Source organism: Rhodanobacter soli (genome assembly GCF_039523495.1).
GTDB classification, from domain to species: domain Bacteria; phylum Pseudomonadota; class Gammaproteobacteria; order Xanthomonadales; family Rhodanobacteraceae; genus Rhodanobacter; species Rhodanobacter soli.
The window spans coordinates 1448092-1472687 of record NZ_BAAAFK010000001.1 but is presented as its reverse complement, the minus strand read 5'-3'; the positions used below and the strand labels follow the sequence as shown (position 1 = coordinate 1472687).

The following is a 24596-nucleotide window of genomic DNA, read 5'->3' as shown; positions in this document are numbered from 1 at the left end:
ATCCCGCGATCCCGATCGCTCCCGACCAAGACAGGATGCGATGGGCGCGCTAGCCTGTGCGTGGTCCCCGCCAATGGAGTCCCGTCATGCCTGCACCCAACCCCCATGGCAGCACCATCATCCCCTGCCTGCGCTACCGCGACGCCCACGCTGCGATCGAGTGGCTGTGCAAGGCGTTCGGCTTCCAAAAGCACGCCGTCTACGAGAACGAGGACGGTGGCGTGGAACACGCCCAGCTCACCTTCGGCAGCGGCATGGTCATGCTCGGCGAAGTGCGCGACAACGAGTTCGGCCGGCACATCGCCCAGCCCGACGAGATCGGCGGCCGCGAAACGCAATGCGCCTGCGTGACCGTCAGCAACTGCAAGTCGCACTACCAGCAGGCGAAAGCCGCCGGCGCGGTGATCGTCGACGACTACGCCGAGAAGGACTACGGCGGCGCCGGCTACAGCTGCCACGACCCGGAAGGCCACCTGTGGTACTTCGGCAGCTACGACCCGTGGCAGCCCGAATGACGCCGGCGGGCTACGGCAACGCCGTCACCGGCAGATAGACATCCGTGCGCAACACCGCTTCCGGGGTCTGTTCCGGATCGTCGAGGTAATGGTGGAACAGCGGCTCGTCGCGCAGTGCGTAGCCGCTGTGCGGCAGCCACTCGGTCAGCAGTGCGTCGGTCGCCGGCTCCAGTCCGGCATAGGGCCCCACGTGGCGCAGGCGGGCCCACAGGCCGCCACCCAGGGTGAGCGGCACGGTACCGTCGCCGGCAACGGCTTCAGCGCTGAACGCCAGCGCGCAATCGAACTCGCATTCGGCCGGAGGCGTGTCGCGAGGATCCTGCTGCGGCACGCCGTAGATGCCAGCGATGTGCTCGATCAGACCATGCTCCGCAGCCCAGCCGAACAGCGCCTCGTAGGCCACCGCGAGGTCGGCGAAATCGCCCGTATTGCGCGTGGCCACCAGCGAGAACGGCTCCAGCGAGAGCACTTCGACCTGCAGTGGTGAGGTCGGCACGGCCTCGTCCACGGGTGCCCGGCTGAGCCGCGCGAGTTCGCCGGCCAGGCGTGCCGGCTGCGCGCGCAATTCGCTCGGACTGGCGTCGAGGGCCTGGCGAAACGCCCGCGCGAAGGCCTGCGGCGTTTCGTAACCGACCGCCAGCGCGGCGTCGGTCACCGCCCGTGCCGGATCGGACAGCAACTGCAGGGCGCGCAGCAGGCGCAGCCGCGCCACCGTGCGGCCGATCGTCTCGCCGGTCAGCGCGCGGTACACGCGATGGAAATGGAACGGGGATAGCTGCGCGGCCTGGCCCAGTTCGGCCAGGCCCGGCAGTTCGGCATCGTTCGCTACCGCCTGCTGCAGCAGGGCGACAACACGATCGATGCGGCGCAGGTAGTCGTTGCGGGTGCGGCTTTTCATGGCAAGTCTCCGTGGGGGCGGGAAGCAGTCTGCGTGAACGCTCCGCGCCCGGCGGTCCGGATCTTGCGCAGTTGTCGGATTACGGCGCCGCCGCGGCCCGCTTCCGTTCCGAGTCCGGCCGCGCCACCGCATACATCTCCCACGCCATCTGCTTGAGCAGCCCCTGACGGTCGTCGCCCTGCGCGTACAGGTCGAAGTGGGTCTTGCCCGGCAGGAAGCGGAAGTCCGACTTCGCGCCCAGACCATCCAGCACCGCCTTGAGTTTGTGCGAGGCGCCGTCGAGATAGAACGTGTCGGCGGTGCCCACGACCACGTGGATCTTGCCGTCCAGGTCGGCCTTCAGCCGCGGCCAGTTCGTCTGCACGAGATGGGCGATGTCGTAGTGCTCGCGCCAGTAGGCAACCACGGCCGGATCGACCGCACCGGTGTCGCGATCGAACATCGGCATCGGCCGGCCATCCGCACCGCGCGGCGAGAACACCCAGTCGAACGAGGCCATCTGGCCGCCGTACTCGCCCAGCACACGCTCGAGCTTCGCGAACGCCTCGAAGCTGGCCAGCACCTTGCCCTTGTCGCGCACCAGCGGGTAGGCGGAACCATCCGCCCGGCGATACACGTTCGCGTTCGGCGCGTACAGGTCCACGCCGGTGAAATCGTGGAAGTCGCTGGAGTCGGGCGAGGTCGACCAGGTGCCGCCGAAGATTTTCGGATAGCGCGTCTGCAGCCACAGCGTGGCCCAGCCGCCGGAGGAATGGCCAGTGAGGAAGCGGCCGTTCGGCCGGCCGTCCATGCGGTAACGCGATTCCAGTTGCGGGATCAGCTCGGTGGTCAGCGCGTGGCCCCACGGGCCGTTGTTCACCGAGTCGGCGAATTCGTGCGTGCCGGTAGGGCTGGACTCGTCCAGGAACACCCAGATCATCGGCGGCATCTGCCCGTTGGCCATGTTCGCCCAGGTACCGGCGATGCTGCCGGTGAAGCGGTCGACGTTGCCGCCGAAACCGTGCGTGCTGTACACCACCGGGTAGCGTTCCGGCTTCTTCGCGTCATAGCCAGGCGGCAGCAGCACCCAGCCGCGCATGGGGGTCGGCCGACCCCAGAACGCGCTCAGCGCAGGGCTGATGAAGTCGATCGACTCGGTATGGCGGCGCGCCTCCGGCAACGCCGCGCGCATCGCCTCCGGTGCCGACGGCGACAGCGTCCACGGCTCATGCGTCGGCAACGTGCGGGTCAATGGCAGGGTCGGCGTCGTGCTGGCCGGAAGATGCATCCGCACCACTTCGCTGACCAGGTCGCCGGCACCACGCCCGCCGTAGTTGTAGTCGTGGTTGATGTCGAGCACGACCTGCACGAAGTAGTCGCCAGGCGGCAGTTGCGACCAGCCGGCCGGGTACGCCAGCGCATCGGTGTCGATGTCCACGCCCTGCCCCGGCACCAGCCGGCTCACTTCGCGCGCGGCCACCGAGGCCTGGGTGGCGCCGAACGGATCCGCATCCACCTCGTCGACCTTGCCGTCCTTGGCCGCGGCGATGGCCGCCTTGGCGTCGGTGGCGAACAGCAGCAGCCGACCCGAGGTCGGCTGGGTCAGCGCGCTGCCCAGTTGAACATGGAACTGGCTGTGCGCCGCCGGCGCGTCGGTGCGCGCCAAGGCCACGCCGGCGAACAAGCCAGCGAACAGGCCGCAGGCCAGCATGATCGCTACTGCACGATGCATGTCACGCATGTCGATTCCCCAGTATCACGGCGATGGAAAGGCCGGGGCCGTAATCGACCCCGCCCCGTTCAATGCTTGTCGGTATCCGGCTTGTCTGCGACCGGCACCATGCGCAGGTCCTGGAAATCGAAGCTGAAGTCAGTCAGCGGCGAGATCGGCTGCATGCGCACTTCGCTGACATGGCCGTCCACGTCCAGGCTGAAGGTGACGAAAGCGTCGGCGTTGAGCGTGCGGTCGTCCCAGCGCACGGTGAAGGTGTCGTGCTGCCACGGCGTCATCGTGCCGACCAGCTGCGCGGTCTTCGAGAAACTCAGGCGCAACTTGCCGCCCTCATGGCTGACGATGACGTCGCCATACCAGGGGTCGCGGTAGGTGCCGGCGTACTTCGCCAGCGCCAGCGAGGGCTTGCTGCGCTTGTCGCGCGCCGCCTCATGCTTGGCCAGGCTGTCGTCGGCCTTGGCCTCGGATTTCTTCACCGCCTTGTCGTACGCGGCGACCCAGTCGGTCTTGTGCTCCGGATTCAGGTACGCGTCGAGCACGCGATAGGTCACCGCGTTGAACGCGGCGCCGGATTCGGCATTGGTCAGCACCACCACACCGAGCTTCAGCTCCGGCACCAGAGTCACCCGCGAAACCATGCCGGGCCAGCCGCCGGTGTGCCAGACCAGCTTCCTGCCGAGGTAGTCGGACAGGAACCAGCTTTCGCCGTAGCCGGAGAAGTTCGGCACCAGCGGCGCCAGTTCGGGAATCGGCGGCTTGCCGACCTTGATCGGGGTCAGCACGCTCCACATCTCGCGCTGGCTGTCCTCGGAGAACAGCCGCGCTGGCTTGCCGTCGGTGCCCATCGTGGGCAGTACGCCGCCGGCCAGTTGCACGTTCATCCACTTCGCCAGATCGTGCACGCTAGAATAGATGCCGCCGGCGCCGGGGTCGTTGAGCCAGGCCATCGGCGGCACCGGCTTGAGGTCCTTGAAGTCGGCCTTGGCATGGCCGGTGGCCACGTCCATGCCGGGCTTGAGCCCGGTCATGTCGACCAGCGACTCGTCCATGCCCACCGGCTTGAACAGGTGCTCGCGCAGATAGTCGGCGTAGCTCTGGCCGGAGGCCTGCTCGATCACCAGGGTGGCCACCGCGAACAGGATGTTGTCGTAGGCGTAACCGCTGCGGAAGCCGTTCTTGATCGGCACGTGGGCCAGCCGCTCGACCACTTCCTTCGTGCTGTACGACGTCGGCGGCCAGTACAGCAGGTCGCCGGCGCCAAGGCTCAGCCCGCTGCGATGCGCCAGCAAATCGCGGATGCGCATCTCGTGCGTCACGTACGGGTCGGACATGCGGAACCACGGCAGGTGGTCGATCACGCGGTCGTCCATCTTCAGCTTGCCTTGCCCGGCCAGCTGCTGCAGCGCGGCGGCGGTGAACGCCTTGGTGTTGGAGGCAATCGCGAACAGGGTGCGCGCGTCCACCGGGTCCGGCTTGCCGATCTCGCGCAGGCCGAAGCCCTGCTCCAGCACCACGTGGCCGTCCTTGACGATCGCCACCGCGACGCCCGGCACGTCGAACGCCTTGCGCGCGCTGTCCACGTAGACACCGAAATCCTCAAGCTGCGCCGGCAGCAGCGGCCGCGCGAAGTCGCCGGTGGAGACTGGCGGCGGCGACTTCGCAGCCGGGGCTTGCGCCCACGTGGCGGTGGCGGGAACGAGCAGCGCGCAGCAGAGCGCCAGGCGCAGGGAGAAGGGACGCTGGGACATCGAAGGCTCCGCGGGTGACAGTCGCGCCACTATCGCGGCAAACCGGATGCAAGGCCAGCGCTGGAAGTCATGACCGGCAACGCCGATCATGGTGCCATCGTGCCGCGCGGCGCGGCCACGTCGAACCGAGGAACGTGATGGACCCCATGGTGGAATGGATCGCCGCCCATGCCCTGCGGCTGTGGGCGCTGCTGCTGTTGCTGGCCCTGCTGGCCGGTGACCTCGCCTGGCGGCACAACGCGCGCTGGCAGCGCCATGCGCTCGCGCGCGGCCGTGCATCGACCGCGCTGCGCTGGCAGGTCGGGCTGACCCTGCTGCTGGCGCTGGCCTTGTTGTTCCTCGCCATCGCCTCCGCGATTGCCGGACAGCAAGCCGGTGAACTGGTGCGCTTCGACGCCGGCCTGGCCGAGAACCTGCGTGCGCAGGTGCCGCTGCCGGTACTGCGCGGCATCGCGGTAGTCACCCATCTCGGCGACCTGCTGTGGGTGGCGCCCGCGGCGGCTGTGATCGCGCTGCTCCTGCTGCTGCGTCGGCACTGGCAGCTGGCGGGCATCTGGGTGGTGGCCCTGCTCGGCATCCTGCCGATCAACGGCGGCCTCAAGGCGCTGTTCCAGCGGGTGCGGCCGCTGCACGACCACGGCTTCATCGTCGAACCCGGCTGGAGTTTTCCCAGCGGTCACGCGTTCGGCTCCATCGTGTTCTACGGCATGCTCGCCTACGTGCTGCTGCGCCTGCTGCCGCAACGATTTCATCGCGCGGTGATCGCCGCCGCGGTGCTGCTGGTCGGCGTGGTCGGGATCAGCCGCATCCTGCTTCAGGTGCATTATTTCAGCGACGTGATGGCCGGCTATGCCGCGGGCGCGGCATGGCTGGTGCTGTGCATCGGCATGGCCGAACATCTGCGCACCCCGGCACGAGACGCCACACCATGAACGACCTTTTTGCCCCCGCCAGTCCGATCGGTCCACGCATCCGCGTCGGCATCGGCGGCTGGAACTACGCGCCGTGGCGCGACAACTTCTACCCGGCCAAGCTGGTGCAGCGGCGCGAGCTGGAATACGCCAGCCGCCAGCTGCGCGCGATCGAGATCAACGGCACGTTCTACGGTGCGCAGAAGCCGGCGACCTACGCGAAGTGGGCGGCGGAGACGCCGGCCGGCTTCATCTTTTCATTGAAGGCGCCACGCTACATCACCGAGGGCAAGCGGCTGGCCGACACTAGCAAAGGCGTCAGCGGTTTCGTGCACGGCGGGCTGGCCGAGATGGGCGACCGGCTGGGACCGATCCTGTGGCAGTTGCCGCCGTCGCGGCCGTTCGATGCCGACGACCTCGCCGCCTTTCTCGACGCGCTGCCGCGTGAATTGAATGGCCAGCCGCTGCGTCATGTGCTGGAGGTACGCCACTCCAGCTTCCTCGACGAACGCTACGTGGAACTGGCGCGCACGCAGCGTGTGCCCACCGTATTCACCGACTCGCCCGACTACCCCTCGCTGGCCGACCTCACCGGCGACTTCAGCTACGCACGATTGATGCGCAGCGAGGACGGCAACCCCGCCGGCTACACGCCCGCCGAACTAAACCGCTGGGCCAGCCACGCGCACACCTGGGCCGCAGGCAACGACATCGCCGACCTGCCGCACGCCGCCGCGTTGCAACCCCCAGGGCCGTCGCGCGACGTGTTCGTGTTCTTCATCAGCGCCGCCAAGCACCGCAACCCGGCCGCGGCGATGGCGCTGCAGTCGCGCGTGGATGCGCTGGCCTGATCAGCCGGAGCGATAGTTGTCCACTTCGCGATAGCGCCGCGCATACAGGCCGAACGCCAGTGCGGCGAGCAGCGCGAACGCGGCGAAGAAGAACATCTGGAACGCGGTGACGCTGAGCCCCGTGCTGGCAATGGAACCCGTGACGGTTTCATTGCGCACCGCCGCGTTGGCCAGCAGCACCCACAGGTTGCCGATGGTCGTGGTGAGGTTCCAGAAACTCATCACCACGCCCTTCATCGACGCCGGCGCCTGGCTGTAGGCAAACTCCAGCCCGGTCGCCGAGACCAGCACCTCGCCGAACGTCAGCAACGCGTATGGCAGCACCTGCCACACGATCGACAGCGGATCGCCGCCGTCGATCACCACCTGCAGGCCGCCCACCACGATCCAGGCCAGGCCGCTGAACGCGATGCCGGCGGTCATTCGGCGCAGCGCGGTGGGCTCATAGCCGAGGCGGCGCAGCAGCGGATACAGCACCAGGTTGTTGAACGGGATCAGCAGCATCACCAGCATCGGGTTCAGCGCCTGCATCTGCGCGGAATGGAACCACGACGGCATGGTCATCTCGTGCCCCTGCACCACCCAGGTCGAGGCCTTCTGGTCGAACAGCGAGAAGAACGGCGTGGTCAGCGCGAAGATCACCAGCACGCGCAGCACGTTGCGCGCGCCGTCCACCGCCGCGTCCGGATGCAGGCCGCGGGCACGCTCCATCTGCAGCCAGGCACCGCCGCCGACGCCACCGATCAGCGCCACCAGCGCGAGGCAGGCGATGATCACGAAGCCAAGCGAGCCGATCAGGCTGAAGCCACCCAGCGCCACCAGTACACCGGCGACCGCGATCCACAAACCGGGCCGCGCCTGCCCGGGCCGATGGGTCAGCAGCGCCGTGCGCAGCACCCGCGAGAATGCGTTGGGGTCCGGCGGCGTCGGCGGCAGCATCACGTACTGCCGGCGGCCCAGCCAGAACACCACGGTGGCGATGAACATCAGGCCGCCGGGAATGCCGAACGCCACCGCCGCGCCGAAGTGGTGCAGGAACAGCGGCATCAGCAGCGAGGCGAAGAACGAGCCGAAGTTGATGATCCAGTAGAACGCGTCGAACACCATTTTCGCCAGGTGCTTGTTCGACCGGTCGAACTGGTCGCCCATGAACGACGCCACCAGCGGCTTGATGCCGCCCGCACCCAGCGCGATCAGGCCCAGGCCGGTGAAGAAGCCGAGGCGGTTGTGCTCGAAGATCGCCAGGCAGGCATGCCCGAGGCAATACACCAGGCTCATCCACAGCACGGTGTTGTACTTGCCGAAGAAACGGTCGGCCAGCCAGCCGCCCAGCAACGGGAAGAAGTACACGCCGATCACGAAGGTGTGGAACACGTCCTTCGCCGCCAGCGTGCGCTGCCCCTCGGGCAGGTACAGCAGCAGCGTGGTGATCAGGAACGGGGTGAGGATGTTGCGCATCCCGTAGAACGAGAAACGCTCGCAGCCCTCGTTGCCGATGATGTAGGCAATCTGCCGCGGCAGGCGCCCGCCGCGGGGCGCGGTGTCGGTGGCGGTACTCATCCACACTCCTGAAGATCACGGAACCGGCATGCAGCAGGCTGCGATGCCGGCACTCAATCCCCGAGTGTGCGTAATTTCCTGCGAATGCGAAACCCCTCCCTGTGCGAAGGCCGCAACGGTGGCCCCGCCGGTGCCGGGTCAGCCGATGCAGAACGCATTGAGCTTGTGGCCTTCCGGGTCGCGGAAATAGCCCGCGTAAAAACCGCCGCCGCGGTCGCCCGGTGCGCCCTCGTCGCTGGCGCCCAGTGCCAGTGCCTTCGCATACAGGCGATCGACCTTGTCGCGGCTGTTCATCGCCAATGCCACCATGCCGCCATTGCCGACGCTGGCCGGCTGACCATCGAACGGCTTGATCAGTGCAACGCTCGGCTGCTGCAACGACACGCCCCAGAAAATGTAGCGGTCCGTTTCCATCAGCCGCTTCGCGCCGAGCTCGCCCAGCAAGGCGTCGTAGAACAGCGCCGTGCGCGGCAGATCGTTGGTACCGAGGGTGACATAGCCAATCATGAGGAATTCCTGGATTCGAAAGTGGGAACATCGTTTGCCGCGAAGCATGTTAGGCGACATCGGCAGCGGGCAACAGATCGCCTCACCGCGCATCCGGCACGGAGTCACCCGGATAGGCTTTACACTTTCGCCATCCGCCCGTCGGGGCAGCAGGTACGGTTCACTCCATGGGTCGATTCAAACCACTGCCATGGCTCGTGCTGCTGGTCGGCGCAGCCTTGTTCTGGAACCACCGCGCACCGCCGTCATCCTCCCCCCTGGCACCGGAGCGCACCGCCACAACCGTCGCCGCACCGGCCAGCACCCTGCCGGGATTCCTGCCGGCAGAGGCACATGCCACGCTGGATCGGATCGCCCGCGGCGGTCCGTTCGAGCACAGCCAGGACGGCGGCGTGTTCGGCAACTACGAGGGCCTGCTGCCGCAGCAGCCGCGCGGCTATTACCATGAGTACACGGTGGAGACGCCCGGCGCGCGCAACCGCGGCGCGCGGCGCATCATCACCGGCGGCACGCCGCCGGTGATCTGGTATTACACCGATGATCATTACCGCAGCTTCCGTCGTTTCGAGGTGGACCGATGAGTCCGCACGGTTTCGACCTGGACCTGACCAAGCCCACCCAGAGCGGGGTGTACTTCGTCGGCGTCAACGATCTCGACCGGCTCGCGCGCGCCGCCGCCCGCGACGAGCTGTGCGTCTGCCGCACCGACCTCGCCGGCTGCCGCGACAAGGGCGAACTGCTGCGCCGGCTCGCCGCGTCGCTGCAGCTGCCGACCACGTTCGGCCACAACTGGGACGCCCTGGCCGACTGCCTGCGCGATCTCGGCTGGATGCCCGCCTGGGGCTACGTGCTGCTGTTCGAGCACACCGACGAACTGCGCCAGTCCGCCGCAGCGGACTACGACATCCTGCTCGGCATCCTCGATGATGCAGCCACCTTCGGCAGCGATCACGACATGCCGTGGTTCGCGTTCCTGGCGCTGCCCAACAGCGCGTTCGACGACCATCATCCGTCCGCCTGAAAGCGGGCCGTTCCCCTCACCCTGGAAAACCATGCAAACCATCGACTTTGAACTGGAAGGCGACTACGTCGAGCTCAACATGCTGTTGAAGCTGGTCGGCCTGTGCGACAGCGGCGGCGCCGGCAAGGCGATCGTGGCCAGCGGCGCGGTGCGCGTCGACGGCGCCATGGAGCTGCGCAAGACCTGCAAGATCCACGCAGGCCAGGTGGTCGGCATCGACGACGTGGAAATCCACGTGTTGGCCGATCCGCAGGCCTAACCCGGCAGGCTGTCCAGCCGCCGATCGAGGTCGACGTGCACGGGCAGGCGCAACAGGAATTCTTCTTCCAGCACGCGCCGTATCGCGGCGCTGTCGCGCAAGCTGTGCCGCTCGGGTTCGCGACCGAGCCGGCGCACGGTGTACTCATGGTTGAGCAGACTCATGCGTCGATCGGCGGTGGTGCGCGCCGCGATCAGGTTGCTCGGGAAGCGCGACGCCGGATGCGTGGATACGTAATGGTTGGCCACCACGTAGTCGACCATCTGACTGGGCCGCAGGTCGAAGCGGTACAGCGACAACCATTGCCCGTGCACGAGCGACTGCATGCGCCAGTCGCCGTCATGCACGATCAGCCGGAACGGTTCGTGGCCGGTCGCCTGTTCGACGTCGGCCTGCAGCCGCAACGCGCCGGTCAGCACCTGGTTGCCGAAGCCGACGTCTGCCAGCCAGCTTCCGCCATCCAGATCGACGCGCAGCAACATGTGGGTCTGCGCGGTGACGGCATCTTCCGGGTGCTGCCACAGCACGCGCGCGATCAACCCTGACACCTCGAAACCGATCGTCCGCAACACCGCGGCGAACAGCAGGTTCTGCTCGAAGCAGTAGCCGCCGCGGCCGTCGTGCACCAGTTTGCGTTCCAGCGCCGGCGTATCCAGTTCGACCGGCAGGCCGAGCAGCGGGTTGAGGTTCTCGAACGGGATCGCGGCCACATGCGCCACCGCCAGACCACGCAAGGTGGGTTTGTCGGCAGCAACACCGCCATGCCAGCCGACGCGCCGCAGATAGGCGTCCAGATCGATGGAACCGTGCATCCCGTACTCCATGAAGACCGACCGCCGGTGATGGTACCCGGCCGGCCGACGCGGTAAAGGTAACCCATGGCCCAGGCCCGACGAAGAACAGGTACGGGCCACCTTATGGCCATTCCGGCGAGGCGCAACATGATCCATCGCAGCCCACTCCATGTCATCCCGCTGGTCGCCCTGCTGATGCTGGGCATGAGCGCGTGCCAGCCGGTGTCCGCCCGCAGCGACGCGCTCCCGGCACCGACCGTCGATGCGACGAAAACCACCGCCCACGGCGAGCAGGTCGCGGTGCTGGCGGGCGGCTGCTTCTGGGGCATCGAGGCGGTGTTCGAACACGTCAAGGGCGTGCACCAGGTGATCGCCGGCTACTCCGGCGGCAACGCCGACACGGCGCACTACGACGAGGTCAGCGAGGGCGATACCGGCCACGCCGAATCGGTGCAGGTGCACTACGACCCAGCCGAGGTCAGCTACGGCACGCTGCTGCAGGTGTTCTTCTCGGTTGCGCTCGACCCGACGGAACTCAACCGGCAAGGCCCGGACAGCGGCACGCAGTACCGCTCGGTGATCTTCTACGGCAACGCCGAGCAGCAGCGGATCGCCAGCAGCTACATCGCGCAACTGACCGCGGCCAAATCCTTCCCGGCGCCGATCGTGACCCAGGTGGTGCCGCTGCAGGCGTTCTATCCCGCCGAGGCGTACCACCAGCATTACTTCAGCGAACATCCCGGCAACCCGTACATCGTCATCAACGACGCGCCGAAGGTGGCGCAGCTGAAGCGGCTGTTCCCGGCGCTGTACCAGCCGGACCGGCAGGTCGTGGAAGTTCAGCTGCACTGACTGGCGCGAGGCGGCGCGCCTCCCGTCTTGCGTGAAGCGGCGCGGCCCCCATCTCGGGAGTTCCGCGCGAACGGCGCCGACGACCTGACGACTTCCCCCGTGCCGCCCCACCATTCCCCCGAACCTGCCGAATCGACCGGGCTCACGCGCAGCTTCCTGGGCGTGTTCCGCTACAGCGGGCGGGCGCTGGAACTGGTGTGGAGTACCAGCCGGCCGCTGACCATCGCGCTGGCGCTGCTGACCCTGGTCGCCGGCCTGCTGCCGGCCGGCGTGGCGTACGTCGGTGCGCACATCGTCGACGCGGTGGTCAACGCCAGCCGGTCATGGACCGCCAGTGGCCATGCCTTCTTGCGGCCGGTATTCGAATGGGTGGCACTGGAAGGCGTGCTGGTGGCGGCATTGGCCGGCGCGCAGCGCGGACTGTCGATGTGCCAGTCGCTGCTGCGTGCGCAACTGGGGCAGCGCGTCAACGTGATGATCCTGGAGAAGGCGCTCACCCTGCAGCTGGCGCACTTCGAGGATTCGGAGTTCTACGACAAGCTCACCCGCGCCCGCCGCGAGGCATCGAGCCGGCCGCTGTCGCTGGTGACGCGCACGTTCGGGCTGGGCCAGAACGCGATCTCGCTGGTCAGCTACGGCAGCCTGCTGTTCCAGTTCTCGCCCTGGGCGGTGGCCGTTCTGCTGCTGGCCGGCCTGCCATCGTTCTTTGCCGAGACGAAGTTCTCCGGCGACGCGTTCCGGCTGTTCCGCTGGCGCTCGCCGGAAACGCGCATGCAGCTGTACCTGGAAACCGTGCTGGCGCGCGAGGACCATGCCAAGGAAGTGAAGCTGTTCGGCCTCGGCCCGCTGCTGCTGGGCCGCTACCGCGACATCTTCGACAAGCTCTACAGCGACGACCGCGACCTCACCGTGCGCCGCGAGAGCTGGGGCTTCGGGCTGGGCCTGCTCGGCACGCTCACGCTGTACGGCGCGTACGCGTGGATCGCCGCCAGCACGGTGGTCGCGCGCATCACGCTGGGCCAGATGACGATGTACCTGATGCTGTTCCGCCAGGGCCAGGCGGCGGTGTCGGCGATGTTGTCGGCGATCGGCGGCATGTACGAGGACAACCTGTACCTGTCCACCCTCTACGAATACCTGGAAACCCCGGTGCCGCCTTCGCTGGGTGTCGCGCAACGCGGCGCAAGGCCCGATGACGGCATCCGCTTCGAGCATGTCGGTTTCACCTACCCCGGCGCGAGCGAGCCCACGCTGCACGACATCAACCTGCACATCCGCCCCGGCGAATCGCTGGCCCTGGTCGGCCAGAACGGCTCCGGCAAGACCACCCTGATCAAGCTGCTGACGCGACTGTATGCGCCGGACAGCGGCCGCATCCTGCTCGACGGCACCGACTTGCGCGACTGGGACGAAAGCACCCTGCTGCAACGCATCGGCGTGATCTTCCAGGACTTCGCGCGCTACCAGATGCGCGTGGGCGAAAACGTCGGCGCCGGCGACGTCAGCCACTTCGAGGACGAAGCCCGCTGGCGCGAGGCCAGCGACAAGGGCATGGCCAGCGACTTCATCGACAGCCTGCCGGCCGGCTTCGAGACCCAGCTCGGCAAATGGTTCCGCGATGGCCGCGAGCTGTCCGGCGGGCAGTGGCAGAAGATCGCGCTGGCGCGTGCGTTCATGCGTTCGCGCGCCGACATCCTGGTGCTGGACGAGCCTACCGCGGCGATGGACGCCGCCGCCGAGGCGACCATCTTCGAACACTTCCGCGAACTGGCCGGCAACCGCATCGCGATCCTGATCTCGCACCGCTTCTCCACCGTGCGCATGGCCGACCAGATCATCGTGATCCAGGACGGCCGCATCGTGGAACACGGCAGCCACGAACAGCTGATGGCGCTGGCCGGCCACTACGCCCACTTGTTCTCGCTGCAGGCGCAAGGTTATCGCTGATCGACCCTGGCCGGCTTGACCCTGCCCGCCTGCGCGCCCCATGCTTTGTCGTCTTTACCGGATCGAAACACACGCATGAGCAGTCGCTACAACGCCGCCGACATCGAAGTCCTCTCCGGCCTGGATCCGGTCAAACGCCGCCCCGGCATGTATACCGACACCACCCGCCCGAACCATCTGGTGCAGGAGGTGGTGGACAACTCGGTGGACGAGGCGCTGGCCGGTCACGCGAAGACGATCGAGGTGGTGCTGCACGACGACGGCTCGGTGGAAGTGAGCGACGACGGCCGCGGCATGCCGGTGGACATCCACCCCGAGGAAGGCGTTTCCGGCGTCGAACTGATCATGACCCGGCTGCACGCCGGCGGTAAGTTCAACGGCAAGAACTACAACTTCTCCGGTGGCCTGCACGGCGTCGGCGTATCGGTGGTCAATGCGCTCTCCGACCGGGTGGAGGTGACGATCCGCCGCGACGGTTCCGAATACCGGATGGTGTTCGAGCACGGCGACAAGGTCAGCGAGCTGGAAGTCATCGGTACGGTGCCGAAACGGCGCAGCGGTACCACGCTGAAGTTCTGGCCGGAAGCGAAGTATTTCGACTCGCCGAAGATCTCGCTGGGCAAGCTCAAGCATCTGCTGCGTGCCAAGGCCGTGCTGTGCGCCGGTCTCAACGTGAAGCTCACCGACGAAGCCAGTGGCGAAGTCATCGAGTGGCATTACGTGGACGGCCTGCACGACTACCTGCGCGGCGAACTCGACGGCACCGAAGCGTTGCCGAACGAGCTGTTCGTGCACCACATGGCGCGCGACGTCGAAGGCCTGGAAGTGGCGCTGGCCTGGCTGCCGGAAGGCGAGCTGGTGCAGGAGAGCTACGTCAACCTGATCCCCACCGCGCAGGGCGGCACCCACGTCAACGGCCTGCGCACCGGCCTGACCACCGCGATCCGCGAGTTCTGCGACATCCGCAACCTGCTGCCGCGCGGCGTGAAGCTGGCGCCGGAAGACGTATGGGAGCGGCTGTCGTTCGTGCTGTCGACGCGGCTGCAGGATCCGCAGTTCGCCGGCCAGACCAAGGAGCGGCTGTCCTCCCGGCAGACCGCCGGGATGGTCGAGAACGTCATCCACGACGCTTTCAGCCTGTGGCTGAACCAGAATGTGGAGATGGGCGAGCGCATTGCCCAGCTGGCGATCGAGCGCGCCAGTGCGCGGCTGAAAGCCGCCAAGCAGATCGTCCGCAAGAAGATCACCCAGGGCCCGCAACTGCCAGGCAAGCTGGCCGACTGCACCGCCACCGACCTCAGCCGCACCGAACTGTTCCTGGTCGAGGGCGACTCCGCCGGCGGCAGCGCCAAGCAGGCGCGCGACAAGGAGTTCCAGGCGATCCTGCCGCTGCGCGGCAAGATCCTCAACACCTGGGAAGTCGAATCGACCTCGGTGCTGGCCTCGGAAGAAGTGCACAACCTGGCCGTGGCGATCGGCTGCGACCCGGGCAAGGACGACCTGTCCAGCCTGCGCTACGGCAAGGTGATCATCCTCGCCGACGCCGACTCCGACGGCCTGCACATCGCCACCTTGCTGGCCGCACTGTTCCTGCGCCATTTCCCGCGGCTGGTCAGCGAGGGCCACGTGTTCGTCGCAATGCCGCCGCTGTTTCGCGTCGACGTCGGCAAGCAGGTGTTCTACTGCCTCGACGAAAGCGAGAAGGAAGCGATGCTGCAGCGGGTCGAGCGCGAGAAGATGAAAGGCGCGGTCAGCACCACCCGCTTCAAGGGCCTGGGCGAGATGAACCCGCCGCAATTGCGCGAATCGACGATCCACCCGGACACGCGCCGACTCGTACAGCTGACCGTCGGCGACGACGATGGCACCGCCAGGCTGATGGACATGCTGCTGGCCAAGAAACGCGCCGGCGACCGCAAGGCCTGGCTGGAGGAAAAGGGCGACCTGGCGACGCTGGAGGTCTGAGCCGTCGCGACTTTTTTTGCCGCCACGGCGGCGCTAAGGTGTTCGTTACTTCTCCAGGAACCACCGCCATGGCCTTGCTGCCGCCCATCAATCTCGAGCGCTGGATCGACGAGCACCGTCACCTGCTGAAGCCGCCGGTGGGCAACAAGTGCATCGTCGACGGCGACTTCATCATCATGATCGTGGGCGGCCCGAACGCACGCACCGACTATCACTATGACGAAGGCCCCGAGTTTTTCTATCAACTCGAGGGCGAGATCACGTTGAAAGTGCAGGTCGACGGCATGGCTCAGGACATCCCGTTGCGCGCCGGCGAAATCTTCTACCTGCCACCACGCGTGCCGCATTCGCCGAACCGTGCCGCCGGCTCCATCGGGCTGGTGATCGAGCGCCGCCGCGTCGCCGGCGAAAAAGACGGCCTGATGTGGTTCTGCGAACGGTGCAACCACAAGCTGTACCAGGAGTACTTCGTGCTCGACAGCATCGAGCGCGATTTTCCGCCGGTGTTCGAGCGCTTCTACGGCTCGCGCGAAGCGCGCACCTGCGACGCCTGCGGCCACCTCAACCCGGCCCCGGCGAAATACGCATAGGACGCACACTGCCCGCCGCTTCTGCGCCAACGCATCGAACGTCCGCGGGCAATGCGCGCCTTACGCGTTCGCCAGCCACTTGCGCGCCATGCGTCGCAACGAGGCATCCAGGCTGTCGTCAGCAGCCACGTCAGCCACCGATCGCCACGCCAGTGCGCGCGACTCCTGGTTCACCGCAAAGCGTTCGTCGGCACCCGCACGCACCACGTAACGCACGTCGTAGTGCCAATGCTCCGGCTCATCCCCTCGTGCAGGAATGCGATGTCGATCGATATCGAAAATGTCGCCTTCGACATGCAGCCCGGCCACGCCGGTTTCCTCCTGCGCTTCGCGCAATGCGACCCGCGCCAGCTCCGGATCACCGTCGGCGTGCCCCCCTGGCTGCAGCCAGCGGCCCAGTTTGCGATGGTGCATCAAGAGCACGCGCGTACCGTCCGCACTGACCAGCCACGACGAACCGGTGAAGTGTCCACTGCGGTTGCTGCGCGAGAAAACATCCGCCTGCGTATGCAGGAATGCGTCGAACTGCGCGACCACCGCCGACTCCCCCTGCCATTGGTCACAGTAGCGCTGGAGCGCACGGATCATGAAGATGGTGGGTTGTTGCATGGACATCCGCTGGAGTGGTTGAAAGCTCATCGCGGCAGCTTTTTGCGCGACTGGAACGAAACTTGTACTACCTCGGATGCTGGGCTATGTTGGCCCGCCATTGCCTTGCCCGTACCTGCGTCAACCGCCACAGAGCGGACGACGGGCGACATCACCGAAGGGGAGCTAGATGATAAAGGGTCTATTTGCCACTCACAGCATTGAGGCAATGCCTCGTGTGGACGCGGGCGAACCAGTCGAGGGTGGCCCGGAGGGCGAGGTAACCCTCAAGCGCGTGCTGACCGCGCGGCATCTGGTCATGCTCGGTATCGGTGCCGTGATCGGCGCGGGCATTTTCGCCATCACCGGCACCGCCGCCGCCCAGTTTGCCGGCCCCGCGCTGATCATCAGCTTCCTGATTGCTGCCGTCGCCTGCGGACTGGCTGGCATGTGCTACGCCGAGTTCGCCGCGATGCTGCCGGTGTCCGGCAGCGCTTATTCGTATTCCTACGCAACCCTCGGCGAAGTGGTTGCCTGGTTCGTCGGCTGGGCCCTGGTGCTCGAATACCTGTTCGCGGCATCGACCGTCGCGGTGGCGTGGTCGGGGTACTTCGGCGAAATGCTGCGCATGCTCAGTTCCATGTCGGGATTGAATTTCAACCTGCCGGCGGCGCTCTCCTCGGCCCCACTCACGTTTGCCGAAGGCGGCCACGCACTGGTGTTCACCGGCGCGCTGATCAACCTGCCGGCGATCCTGATCGTCGGTGCGATCAGCTGGCTGTGCTATCTCGGCATCACCCAGTCGGCAACCGTCAACGCGATCATCGTGGCCATCAAGGTCACCGTGATCGTGTTGTTCCTGATCGTCATGTTCAATTACATCAACGCCGACCTGTGGCATCCATTCATCCCGGCGAACGAGGGCGGTTCGAAGTTCGGCTGGAGCGGCATCTACCGCGGCGCCACCCTGGTGTTCTTCGCCTATATCGGTTTCGACGCGGTTTCCACCGCCGCTGGCGAAGCGAAGAATCCCCAGCGCGACATGCCGATCGGCATCCTCGGTTCGCTGCTGATCTGTACCGTGCTGTATGTGGCGATGGCAGCCGTGATGACTGGCACCACGCCGTTCCGCATGCTCAATACGCCGGAGCCGGTGGCCACCGCGATCAACTACGTGCTCGGCACGGTTACCGCGGGCAGCGGCGCCAGCTACCTCCTGGGCACGCTGAAGATCCTGGTGGTCTTCGCCGCACTGGCAGGCCTGAGCTCGGTGGTGCTGGTGATGCTGATGGGCCAGCCGCGCATCTTCTATTCGATGTCGCGTGATGGCCTGATGCCCAAGGCACTGGGCAAGCTGCATTCGAAGCACCGCACGCCGTACATCGGCACCATCATCGTCGGCGCAATCGCTGCCGTGCTGGCGGGTCTGTTCCCAGTGGATGTGCTCGGCGACCTGGTCTCGATGGGCACCTTGCTGGCCTTCGCCACCGTGTGCATCGGCGTGCTGGTATTGCGCCGCACCCGCCCGGATCTCCCGCGCGCGTTCCGCGTTCCGCTGCCGTGGCTCGTCTGCCCGCTGGGCGCGCTCGCCTGCCTGTTCCTGTTCTGGCAGGCCTTCCAGGTGCGCTGGCCGTTGATGGTCGGCTGGATCGCCATCGGTTTCCTGATCTACGCCTTCTACGGCTACCGCCACAGCAAGTTGCGACAGGGCATGCATTGACACCCGGCGGCCGGCGCCAACAACGCCGGCCGCTGTGTTTGCGACGCCCCCAAACAGAACCGAACACCGCCGCTTCCAAAGACGACCGCCCATGCTCAAGCAGTTGCTCGCCCGCAAGACCGATTTCAACGAACCCGACGATACCCACGGCCCCACCCTGCGTCGCACGCTCGGTCCATGGGGGTTGACCGCGTTGGGTATCGGCGCAGTGATCGGCGGCGGCATCTTCGTGATTACCGGCCAGGCAGCAGCCGACCATGCCGGCCCGGCGGTGATCCTGTCGTTCATCCTGGCCGCGATCTGCAGCACGTTCACTGCGCTGTGCTATGCCGAGTTCGCCACCCTGATCCCGGTGTCCGGCAGCGCCTATTCTTATGCCTACGCGACGCTCGGCGAGCTGATGGCGTGGTTCATCGGCTGGAACCTGGTGCTGGAATACGGCGTGTCCGCCTCCGCGGTGGCGGTGAGCTGGACCGGCTATTTCCTCAGCCTGCTCGAGCACATCGGTACCACGTTCAACATGGATCTCAGTCTGCCCGCGGCGCTGACCAATGCGCCGCTGGCTTTCACCGCCGACCACGAACTGGTCGCCACCGGCGCGTTGTTCAACCTGCCGGCGGTGGTACTCATCCTGTTGCTGACCTGGATCTGCTACGTGGGCATCCGCGAGTCGAGCTTGGCGAACGCGGTAATGGTGGCGCTCAAGGTCGGCCTGATCACCCTGGTGATCGTGGTTGGCTGGCGTTACGTCGACCCGTCCAACTGGACCCCGTTCGTGCCCGAGTCGCAAGGCCAATACAAATACGGTTGGGGCGGCGTGCTGCGCGGGGCGGCGATGGTGTTCTTCGCCTACATCGGCTTCGAGGCCACTTCGGTGGCGGCGCAGGAATCACGCAACCCGCAACGCGACCTGCCGATCGGCATCCTCGCCTCGCTGGCGATCTGCACCGTGCTGTACATCGCGATGGCCGCCGTGATGACCGGCCTCAGCTCGTACACCCTGCTCGGTACCAACGAGCCGGTGGTGACTGCCTTGCACGGGCACCCGCAACTGGAATGGCTGCGCTGGCTGGTGGAGGTCGGCGCACTGCTGGGGCTGTCGTCGGTGGTGCTGGTGATGATCATCGCGCAGCCGCGCATCTTCATGATCATGGGCCGCGACGGCATGCTGCCGAAGGTATTCACGCGAATCCACCCGCGCTACCGCACACCGCACCTGAACACGTTGATCACCGGCGCCGGCATCGCGCTGCTCGCGGCAATCTTCCCGCTGGACGTGCTGGGCGACCTGGTGTCGATGGGGACGCTGATCGCATTCATGGCGGTATGCGCCGGCGTGTGGATCCTTCGGCATACCCGGCCGGAGCTGCCACGCACCTTCCGCGTGCCGTTCGCACCGGTGATCTGCACGCTCGGCATCCTCAGCTGTCTTGCCCTGCTGTCCACGATGGCCTGGTACAACTGGTCGCTGATGGTCGCCTGGACCATCCTCGGGCTGGTGATCTATTTCGGTTACGGCAACCGCCATAGCCACCTGCGCCGCACCATGGCCGACACCCCGAAACCCTGATCCATCAATTTCGGTGAATGTCGGTAAAAACCAGCCATTTTCGCTTTTTGTCGGCGAACTACGCCTATCGTCGTAAAATGGTAAAATTCGCGGTAAATCTTACAAATTTGACGACAAGTTATTGTTTTTACACTATTTAACGAGAACTTTTCAAGAGAAATCGAGGGGCCGGTCGCCCTTTCGCCGAACTCGGGAGTATCATCCTCAGTCCGCGGGTTGATCACTTGGCAGTGGGCCCCGGATCGCGGCTCGGCGTGTCAGGTGGGTAAGCTCCTCAACCTGATGTGTCCGGGCCGCACTTTTGTCCGCGCACCGCCCTTTCCGCCCCGCTCCCAGTCAGCGAAAACAAAAAGGCCGGCGATCAGCCGGCCTTTTGCATGGCGGAATTCTCAGTGTGATCGGGAGGCGATCAGGCCTTCTTCGGCGTGTGCGACACGCACCAGCCTTTCGCGTTCACCGATTTGCCGGGGAACAGCTGACACGACCCGCGACCGGTAGCACCGCCGGTATAGAACTGGCAGTTCGTGCAGTCGTCGCCGGCCTTGTACTTGGCGTTGGTGGTCTTGCTGGCATCTTCCACGTAGCCCAATGCCTTCGCGGTCGGGTCCGACTCGCTCACCGGCGGCAGGTCCGCCGCACGCGCAAAGCGCGGCAAGCCACCGAATACCACCGCTGCCGCCGTGGTGCCGGCAGCCACTTTGAGGAATCGGCGACGCGATTCGATATCTTGTTCTTTCGACATGGGCAAGCCTCCGTCGGGATCTGTCCGGCGCACCCCGCGTCGGACTCATGCCGATGCTACGCCCACCGCCCGAACTTTTCCTGACTTGCGAGAATGGCTCTCATTCCAGCCAGGAAAGCGCCGGGTGCATGTTATAGTCTGTGCTCATTTGGACGTCCAAACCGCATGAGCCAGGCCCTTCCAGCCACGATCCCCGCCAGTCTGTTCGAGCAGCGCGCCGACGCCATTGCCGACGCCGCCCGCGAGCTGTCCGTGCTCGGCTGGACACCGGCGACCAGCAGCAACTTCTCGATGCGGGTCGATGCCGACCACGCGGCAATCACCATCTCCGGCCGGCACAAGGGGAGGCTCGGCCGTGACGACATCATGCTGATCGACCTGGACGGGAATGCCGTCGGCACCGATGCCCGCCCCAGCGCCGAGACGGCACTGCACACCCAGGTCTACCGGCGCTGGCCGGAGATGAATGCGGTATTGCACACCCACTCGCGCACGCAAAGCGTGGCGTCGCGGCTGTTTGCCGCCGATGGTGCCGTGCGCCTGCAGGGCTGGGAGCTGCAGAAGGCAATCACCGGCTACCACACCCACGAGAGCGTGCTGGAGATCCCGGTGTTCCCGAACACCCAGCACATGCCCGAACTGGTGGCCCGGGTCGATGCCTGGCTGGACGCGGGCAAGCCGCTGCACGCCTACCTGATCGATGGCCACGGCATCTACACCTGGGGCCGCGACATGGCCGAAACCCAGCGCCATCTGGAAGCGCTGGAGTTCCTGCTCGACTGCGAACTTGACCTGAAAAAGCTGAGGGCATCATGAGCCGATTGCGCATCTTCGACGAAACCCGGCCGCAATCGCCGCTGGCGGTGATCGACGAGCACGCCACGATTGCCGCCGAGCTGGGCAAGGTCGGCGTCCGCTTCGAACAGTGGGATGCCAGCCAGCCGATCGCGCCGGGCGCCAGCCAGGACGAGGTGATCGCGGCCTATCGCGGCGACATCGACCGGCTGATGGGCGAAAAGGGTTACCAGGCTGTCGACGTGATCAGCCTCGCCCCCGATCACCCCGACCGCGCCGTGCTGCGCCAGAAATTCCTCAGCGAACACACCCACAGCGAGGACGAAGTGCGTTTCTTCGTCGCCGGCGCCGGCCAGTTCACCCTGCACATCGGCGGCAAGGTCTACGACGTGCTGTGCGAACAGGGCGACCTGATCGGCGTGCCGGACGGTACCCGCCACTGGTTCGACATGAGCGAATCACCCTATTTCGTGGCGATCCGGCTGTTCACCAACAAGGAAGGCTGGGTGGCCAACTTCACCGGCGACGACATCTCGCAGCAGTTCCCGCGGATGCAGCCGCACCAGCCGGGCTGATAACGGCCGCCGACGCACCGTTCGTTTATGCTGGCCTGCCCACCTACGCCGCCGCTGCCATGATCGAAATCCGCGCCATCGTCACCGACATCGAAGGCACCACCAGTTCGATCGACTTCGTCCGCGACGTGCTGTTTCCGTACGCGCGCAAGCGGCTGCCGGCCTTCGTCGAAACCCACAGCACCAAGCCCGAGGTGCAGCACTGGCTGCACGAGGCAGCCATGGAAGCCGGGCTGGCGGAAGCCCGCCGGCAGGACATCATCGAACTGCTGCTGCAGTGGATCGACCAGGATCGCAAGTCCACCGCGCTGAAGGCGCTGCAGGGCATGATCTGGAAGGATGGCTACGAGGCCGGCGACTACCGCGCCCACATCTATCCGGAAGTCGCCGCGCGACTGCGCGACTGGCGCGCCGACGGGTTGCGGCTGTACGTCTACTCTTCCGGCTCGGTGCCGGCGCAGCAGCTGTTCTTCCACCATAGCGAGGCAGGCGACCTGAGTGCGCTGTTTGCCGGCTACTTCGATACCGAAACCGGCCCGAAGCGCGAAACCGAATCCTACCGGCGCATCGCCGAAGCGATCGGCGAGGAACCCCGGCACCTGCTGTTCCTCTCCGACATCGTGGAGGAACTCGACGCCGCGCGGGCCGCTGGCTTCCACACCGGCTGGCTGGTGCGTGCGCCGCAGGACCTGCCCGAATCGCCGCGCCACCCTGTCTATCGCGACTTCGACGCGATCACGCCCTGAACCCGCCGCGCGAGCCCGCCATGCGTAACGCCCTGACCGTCCTGCTTGCGTTCGCCGCCGGGGTGCTGCTGGCGACGTGGTGGCCTGGCCCGCCGGTGATGCCATCGCTCGTCGGTCATCCCGCGCCTGCGGCATCCGCCAGCGTAGACCCGGACGCCGCGCTGGACAGCGATGCCGATGTCGACAGCTGGCCTGGCCACGCACCAACCCCGGAACAGGTGTTGTACGCGCAGCCGCGGATGATGCGCGACGCACTAGCGGAGCTCAGTCCGCGCATACCCGGCAAACCCAACCTGTACCTGCTCGTCTTCGCCGGTGACGGCAGCGAGGACGTGTTCCGCAATGAAGCCGCATACGCCGCGCAGCTGTTCGCGCAGCGCTTCGGCGCCACCACCCACAGCCTGGTGCTGGAGAACAACCCGGCCAGCCTGACCAGCCGGCCGCTGGCCAGCTGGAGCAACCTGGAAACCGCGCTCGAAGGCCTGGGCAAGGTGATGCAGCCGGACCAGGACATCCTGCTGCTGTACCTCACCAGCCACGGCAGCGAGGACCACAGCCTGCTGGTCGACATGGACCCGCTGCCGCTGGATCAGCTCGGCGCCAGCGACCTGGCCGGCATCCTGGCGATGCACCCGTTCAAGTGGAAGGTGGTGGTGGTCAACGCCTGCTATTCCGGCGGCTTCGTGCCGCCGCTGCGCGGCCCCGGCACCCTGGTGCTCACCGCCGCCCGCGCCGACCGCAGTTCATTCGGCTGCGGCAGCGATTCGGACATCACCTATTTCGGCAAAGCCTGGCTGGTCGATGCACTGAACCATACCGACAATTTCATCGACGCCTTCAGGCAAGCCAGCGGCGAGATCAGCCAGTGGGAGAAACGGGACAAGCTGACGCCATCGGAACCGCAGATCGACATCGGCAGCGGCATCGCCGCGCAGCTCGCCTTGTGGCGCAGGGGGGTCACCCCAGGGCCGACGCTGCCATTCAAACCAGCGACACCGGCCGGCAGCGCCTCCGTCGCCACCCCACAGTAAATCGACTCAGCCACGCCCCGCATGCCTGTCGGCCAGCACGCGGGCAACATCGGCCAAGCCGAGCCTACGCGCGCGCAGCGCCACGGTGAGATGGAAGACCAGGTCCGCCGCCTCGCCGAGCAGTTCGGCATCGTCCTGCACTACCGCGGCCAACGCCGTCTCGACACCTTCTTCGCCCACTTTCTGCGCGATCCGGCGCATGCCGCCTTCGAACAGTCTGGTGGTGTAACTGCCTGCCGGCCGCTCGGCATGGCGCTGCGCAACCAGCGCGTCGAGCTCGGCGAGGAAACCCAGCGGTGGCCGCACGGTCTCGCCGAAACAGCTGGACGTGCCGAGGTGGCAAGTCGGGCCATGCGGCTCGGCCTGGACCAGCAAGGTATCGGCGTCGCAGTCGATGCGGACCGACTTCAGCGCCAGCACGTGGCCGGAGCTCTCGCCCTTGGTCCACAACCGCTGCTTGCTGCGGCTATAGAACGTCACGCGACCGCTGGCCTGGGTCTGCGCCAGCGCCTCGGCGTTCATGTAGCCGAGCATCAGCACCTCGCCGCTCAGCCAGTGCTGCACGATCGCCGGCAGCAGGCCGTCGCCCTTGGCCCAGTCGAGGCGGCTGACATCGGTACTGGAATCGTTGTTCATCGTTGTTCCTGATTGGCAGTGCAATTGAGCCAACTTCCGTTCGCACTGAGCGTAACTCGCGTCA

General features: G+C 66.4%; 25 protein-coding genes. 16 read left to right on the top strand and 9 right to left on the bottom strand.

Going from position 1 to position 24596, the window contains the following annotated elements:
- The first annotated feature begins 86 nt into the window (after positions 1-86).
- A complete protein-coding gene (locus ABD024_RS06675) occupies positions 87-515 on the top strand; it encodes a VOC family protein (RefSeq protein ID WP_343850905.1) in 429 nt (142 codons plus the stop codon).
- 10 nt (positions 516-525) lie between these two features.
- On the opposite strand, the gene ABD024_RS06670 is transcribed toward ABD024_RS06675, so the two are convergent.
- The 3 genes from ABD024_RS06670 to ABD024_RS06660 all read right to left on the bottom strand — a co-directional run bounded on the left by ABD024_RS06670 (position 526) and on the right by ABD024_RS06660 (position 4872).
- Positions 526-1413: an AraC family transcriptional regulator gene (locus tag ABD024_RS06670; RefSeq protein ID WP_343850903.1), complete on the bottom strand. Its 888-nt coding sequence runs from the start codon at positions 1411-1413 to the stop codon at positions 526-528.
- Positions 1414-1492: 79 nt separating this feature from the next.
- A complete protein-coding gene (locus tag ABD024_RS06665; RefSeq protein ID WP_343850901.1) occupies positions 1493-3133 on the bottom strand; it encodes an alpha/beta hydrolase in 1641 nt (546 codons plus the stop codon).
- A 59-nt stretch (positions 3134-3192) separates the two neighbouring features.
- A complete protein-coding gene (locus ABD024_RS06660; RefSeq protein WP_343850899.1) occupies positions 3193-4872 on the bottom strand; it encodes a serine hydrolase in 1680 nt (559 codons plus the stop codon).
- Between the two features lie 137 nt (positions 4873-5009).
- On the opposite strand from ABD024_RS06660, the gene ABD024_RS06655 reads away from it, so the two are divergent.
- Positions 5010-5804 carry a phosphatase PAP2 family protein gene (locus tag ABD024_RS06655; protein ID WP_343850897.1) on the top strand — a complete coding sequence of 265 codons (795 nt, stop codon included), beginning with the start codon at positions 5010-5012 and terminating at the stop codon, positions 5802-5804.
- Entirely contained in the window at positions 5801-6634 is an 834-nt protein-coding gene (locus tag ABD024_RS06650; protein ID WP_343850895.1) for a DUF72 domain-containing protein, read from the top strand. Before ABD024_RS06655 ends, ABD024_RS06650 begins: the two co-directional genes overlap by 4 nt.
- On the opposite strand, the gene ABD024_RS06645 is transcribed toward ABD024_RS06650, so the two are convergent.
- Positions 6635-8194 (bottom strand): POT-type proton-dependent oligopeptide transporter, encoded by a 1560-nt coding sequence (locus ABD024_RS06645; protein ID WP_343850893.1) that lies wholly within the window; start codon positions 8192-8194, stop codon positions 6635-6637.
- A gap of 138 nt (positions 8195-8332) precedes the next feature.
- Complete coding sequence (locus ABD024_RS06640; RefSeq protein ID WP_343850891.1) at positions 8333-8701, bottom strand: VOC family protein; 369 nt, start codon at positions 8699-8701, stop codon at positions 8333-8335.
- 167 nt (positions 8702-8868) lie between these two features.
- On the opposite strand from ABD024_RS06640, the gene ABD024_RS06635 reads away from it, so the two are divergent.
- From ABD024_RS06635 to ABD024_RS06625, 3 genes are read left to right on the top strand one after another with little or no spacing between them, the layout of a single operon-like run.
- Entirely contained in the window at positions 8869-9282 is a 414-nt protein-coding gene (locus ABD024_RS06635) for a guanyl-specific ribonuclease (protein ID WP_343850889.1), read from the top strand.
- Positions 9279-9722 (top strand): barstar family protein, encoded by a 444-nt coding sequence (locus ABD024_RS06630; RefSeq protein ID WP_343850887.1) that lies wholly within the window; start codon positions 9279-9281, stop codon positions 9720-9722. The genes ABD024_RS06635 and ABD024_RS06630 overlap by 4 nt, the downstream gene beginning before the upstream one ends.
- Positions 9723-9753: 31 nt before the next feature.
- A complete protein-coding gene (locus tag ABD024_RS06625) occupies positions 9754-9981 on the top strand; it encodes an RNA-binding S4 domain-containing protein (protein ID WP_343850885.1) in 228 nt (75 codons plus the stop codon).
- On the opposite strand, the gene ABD024_RS06620 is transcribed toward ABD024_RS06625, so the two are convergent.
- Positions 9978-10793 carry an arylamine N-acetyltransferase family protein gene (locus ABD024_RS06620; protein ID WP_343850883.1) on the bottom strand — a complete coding sequence of 272 codons (816 nt, stop codon included), beginning with the start codon at positions 10791-10793 and terminating at the stop codon, positions 9978-9980. The genes ABD024_RS06625 and ABD024_RS06620 overlap by 4 nt on opposite strands.
- 129 nt (positions 10794-10922) lie before the next feature.
- Between ABD024_RS06620 and msrA the strand changes: the two genes are divergently transcribed.
- The 4 genes from msrA (at position 10923) to ABD024_RS06600 (ending at position 16129) form a co-directional block, all read left to right on the top strand.
- The gene (gene msrA, locus ABD024_RS06615) at positions 10923-11627 is read left to right on the top strand and encodes a peptide-methionine (S)-S-oxide reductase MsrA (RefSeq protein ID WP_343850881.1); all 705 of its coding nucleotides are present in this window, start codon (positions 10923-10925) and stop codon (positions 11625-11627) included.
- Positions 11628-11726: 99 nt separating this feature from the next.
- On the top strand, positions 11727-13574 hold the full coding sequence (locus ABD024_RS06610) for an ABC transporter ATP-binding protein (RefSeq protein ID WP_343850879.1): 1848 nt from the start codon (positions 11727-11729) through the stop codon (positions 13572-13574).
- Between the two features lie 75 nt (positions 13575-13649).
- Positions 13650-15539, top strand: a complete 1890-nt coding sequence (gene parE / locus ABD024_RS06605; RefSeq protein WP_343850877.1) for a DNA topoisomerase IV subunit B — start codon at positions 13650-13652, stop codon at positions 15537-15539.
- Between the two features lie 68 nt (positions 15540-15607).
- Positions 15608-16129: a 3-hydroxyanthranilate 3,4-dioxygenase gene (locus ABD024_RS06600; RefSeq protein ID WP_343850875.1), complete on the top strand. Its 522-nt coding sequence runs from the start codon at positions 15608-15610 to the stop codon at positions 16127-16129.
- 60 nt (positions 16130-16189) lie between these two features.
- On the opposite strand, the gene ABD024_RS06595 is transcribed toward ABD024_RS06600, so the two are convergent.
- The gene (locus ABD024_RS06595) at positions 16190-16738 is read right to left on the bottom strand and encodes an NUDIX hydrolase (protein ID WP_343850873.1); all 549 of its coding nucleotides are present in this window, start codon (positions 16736-16738) and stop codon (positions 16190-16192) included.
- Between the two features lie 169 nt (positions 16739-16907).
- Here ABD024_RS06595 and ABD024_RS06590 point away from each other — a divergent pair, with 169 nt between their 5' ends.
- Positions 16908-18437 (top strand): amino acid permease, encoded by a 1530-nt coding sequence (locus ABD024_RS06590; RefSeq protein ID WP_343850871.1) that lies wholly within the window; start codon positions 16908-16910, stop codon positions 18435-18437.
- Positions 18438-18528: 91 nt separating this feature from the next.
- Entirely contained in the window at positions 18529-20007 is a 1479-nt protein-coding gene (locus tag ABD024_RS06585) for an amino acid permease (protein WP_343850869.1), read from the top strand.
- Positions 20008-20416: 409 nt separating this feature from the next.
- Here the strand turns inward: ABD024_RS06585 and ABD024_RS06580 are convergent, their stop codons facing one another.
- Positions 20417-20749: a high-potential iron-sulfur protein gene (locus ABD024_RS06580; protein ID WP_343850867.1), complete on the bottom strand. Its 333-nt coding sequence runs from the start codon at positions 20747-20749 to the stop codon at positions 20417-20419.
- Between the two features lie 165 nt (positions 20750-20914).
- Between ABD024_RS06580 and ABD024_RS06575 the strand changes: the two genes are divergently transcribed.
- Genes ABD024_RS06575 through ABD024_RS06560 form a run of 4 tightly spaced genes read left to right on the top strand, consistent with a single transcriptional unit; the run spans position 20915 to position 23896 of the window.
- On the top strand, positions 20915-21565 hold the full coding sequence (locus ABD024_RS06575) for a methylthioribulose 1-phosphate dehydratase (RefSeq protein ID WP_343850865.1): 651 nt from the start codon (positions 20915-20917) through the stop codon (positions 21563-21565).
- The gene (locus tag ABD024_RS06570; RefSeq protein WP_343850863.1) at positions 21562-22119 is read left to right on the top strand and encodes a 1,2-dihydroxy-3-keto-5-methylthiopentene dioxygenase; all 558 of its coding nucleotides are present in this window, start codon (positions 21562-21564) and stop codon (positions 22117-22119) included. The genes ABD024_RS06575 and ABD024_RS06570 overlap by 4 nt, the downstream gene beginning before the upstream one ends.
- Positions 22120-22178: 59 nt before the next feature.
- Positions 22179-22865, top strand: a complete 687-nt coding sequence (mtnC, locus tag ABD024_RS06565) for an acireductone synthase (RefSeq protein ID WP_343850861.1) — start codon at positions 22179-22181, stop codon at positions 22863-22865.
- A 20-nt stretch (positions 22866-22885) separates the two neighbouring features.
- The gene (locus ABD024_RS06560; protein ID WP_343850859.1) at positions 22886-23896 is read left to right on the top strand and encodes a C13 family peptidase; all 1011 of its coding nucleotides are present in this window, start codon (positions 22886-22888) and stop codon (positions 23894-23896) included.
- A gap of 6 nt (positions 23897-23902) precedes the next feature.
- Here ABD024_RS06560 and hisIE read toward each other — a convergent pair whose 3' ends face one another.
- Positions 23903-24532: a bifunctional phosphoribosyl-AMP cyclohydrolase/phosphoribosyl-ATP diphosphatase HisIE gene (hisIE, locus tag ABD024_RS06555; protein ID WP_343850857.1), complete on the bottom strand. Its 630-nt coding sequence runs from the start codon at positions 24530-24532 to the stop codon at positions 23903-23905.
- Between the last annotated feature and the right edge of the window lie 64 nt (positions 24533-24596).

Coding starts and splice junctions, on each gene's coding strand:
- ABD024_RS06675 (WP_343850905.1), top strand. CDS start 87: ATGCCTGCACCCAACCCCCATGGCAGCACCATCATCCCCTGCCTGCGC.
- ABD024_RS06670 (WP_343850903.1), bottom strand. CDS start 1,413: ATGAAAAGCCGCACCCGCAACGACTACCTGCGCCGCATCGATCGTGTT.
- ABD024_RS06665 (WP_343850901.1), bottom strand. CDS start 3,133: ATGCGTGACATGCATCGTGCAGTAGCGATCATGCTGGCCTGCGGCCTG.
- ABD024_RS06660 (WP_343850899.1), bottom strand. CDS start 4,872: ATGTCCCAGCGTCCCTTCTCCCTGCGCCTGGCGCTCTGCTGCGCGCTG.
- ABD024_RS06655 (WP_343850897.1), top strand. CDS start 5,010: ATGGACCCCATGGTGGAATGGATCGCCGCCCATGCCCTGCGGCTGTGG.
- ABD024_RS06650 (WP_343850895.1), top strand. CDS start 5,801: ATGAACGACCTTTTTGCCCCCGCCAGTCCGATCGGTCCACGCATCCGC.
- ABD024_RS06645 (WP_343850893.1), bottom strand. CDS start 8,194: ATGAGTACCGCCACCGACACCGCGCCCCGCGGCGGGCGCCTGCCGCGG.
- ABD024_RS06640 (WP_343850891.1), bottom strand. CDS start 8,701: ATGATTGGCTATGTCACCCTCGGTACCAACGATCTGCCGCGCACGGCG.
- ABD024_RS06635 (WP_343850889.1), top strand. CDS start 8,869: ATGGGTCGATTCAAACCACTGCCATGGCTCGTGCTGCTGGTCGGCGCA.
- ABD024_RS06630 (WP_343850887.1), top strand. CDS start 9,279: ATGAGTCCGCACGGTTTCGACCTGGACCTGACCAAGCCCACCCAGAGC.
- ABD024_RS06625 (WP_343850885.1), top strand. CDS start 9,754: ATGCAAACCATCGACTTTGAACTGGAAGGCGACTACGTCGAGCTCAAC.
- ABD024_RS06620 (WP_343850883.1), bottom strand. CDS start 10,793: ATGCACGGTTCCATCGATCTGGACGCCTATCTGCGGCGCGTCGGCTGG.
- msrA (WP_343850881.1), top strand. CDS start 10,923: ATGATCCATCGCAGCCCACTCCATGTCATCCCGCTGGTCGCCCTGCTG.
- parE (WP_343850877.1), top strand. CDS start 13,650: ATGAGCAGTCGCTACAACGCCGCCGACATCGAAGTCCTCTCCGGCCTG.
- ABD024_RS06600 (WP_343850875.1), top strand. CDS start 15,608: ATGGCCTTGCTGCCGCCCATCAATCTCGAGCGCTGGATCGACGAGCAC.
- ABD024_RS06595 (WP_343850873.1), bottom strand. CDS start 16,738: ATGCAACAACCCACCATCTTCATGATCCGTGCGCTCCAGCGCTACTGT.
- ABD024_RS06590 (WP_343850871.1), top strand. CDS start 16,908: ATGATAAAGGGTCTATTTGCCACTCACAGCATTGAGGCAATGCCTCGT.
- ABD024_RS06585 (WP_343850869.1), top strand. CDS start 18,529: ATGCTCAAGCAGTTGCTCGCCCGCAAGACCGATTTCAACGAACCCGAC.
- ABD024_RS06580 (WP_343850867.1), bottom strand. CDS start 20,749: ATGTCGAAAGAACAAGATATCGAATCGCGTCGCCGATTCCTCAAAGTG.
- ABD024_RS06575 (WP_343850865.1), top strand. CDS start 20,915: ATGAGCCAGGCCCTTCCAGCCACGATCCCCGCCAGTCTGTTCGAGCAG.
- ABD024_RS06570 (WP_343850863.1), top strand. CDS start 21,562: ATGAGCCGATTGCGCATCTTCGACGAAACCCGGCCGCAATCGCCGCTG.
- mtnC (WP_343850861.1), top strand. CDS start 22,179: ATGATCGAAATCCGCGCCATCGTCACCGACATCGAAGGCACCACCAGT.
- ABD024_RS06560 (WP_343850859.1), top strand. CDS start 22,886: ATGCGTAACGCCCTGACCGTCCTGCTTGCGTTCGCCGCCGGGGTGCTG.
- hisIE (WP_343850857.1), bottom strand. CDS start 24,532: ATGAACAACGATTCCAGTACCGATGTCAGCCGCCTCGACTGGGCCAAG.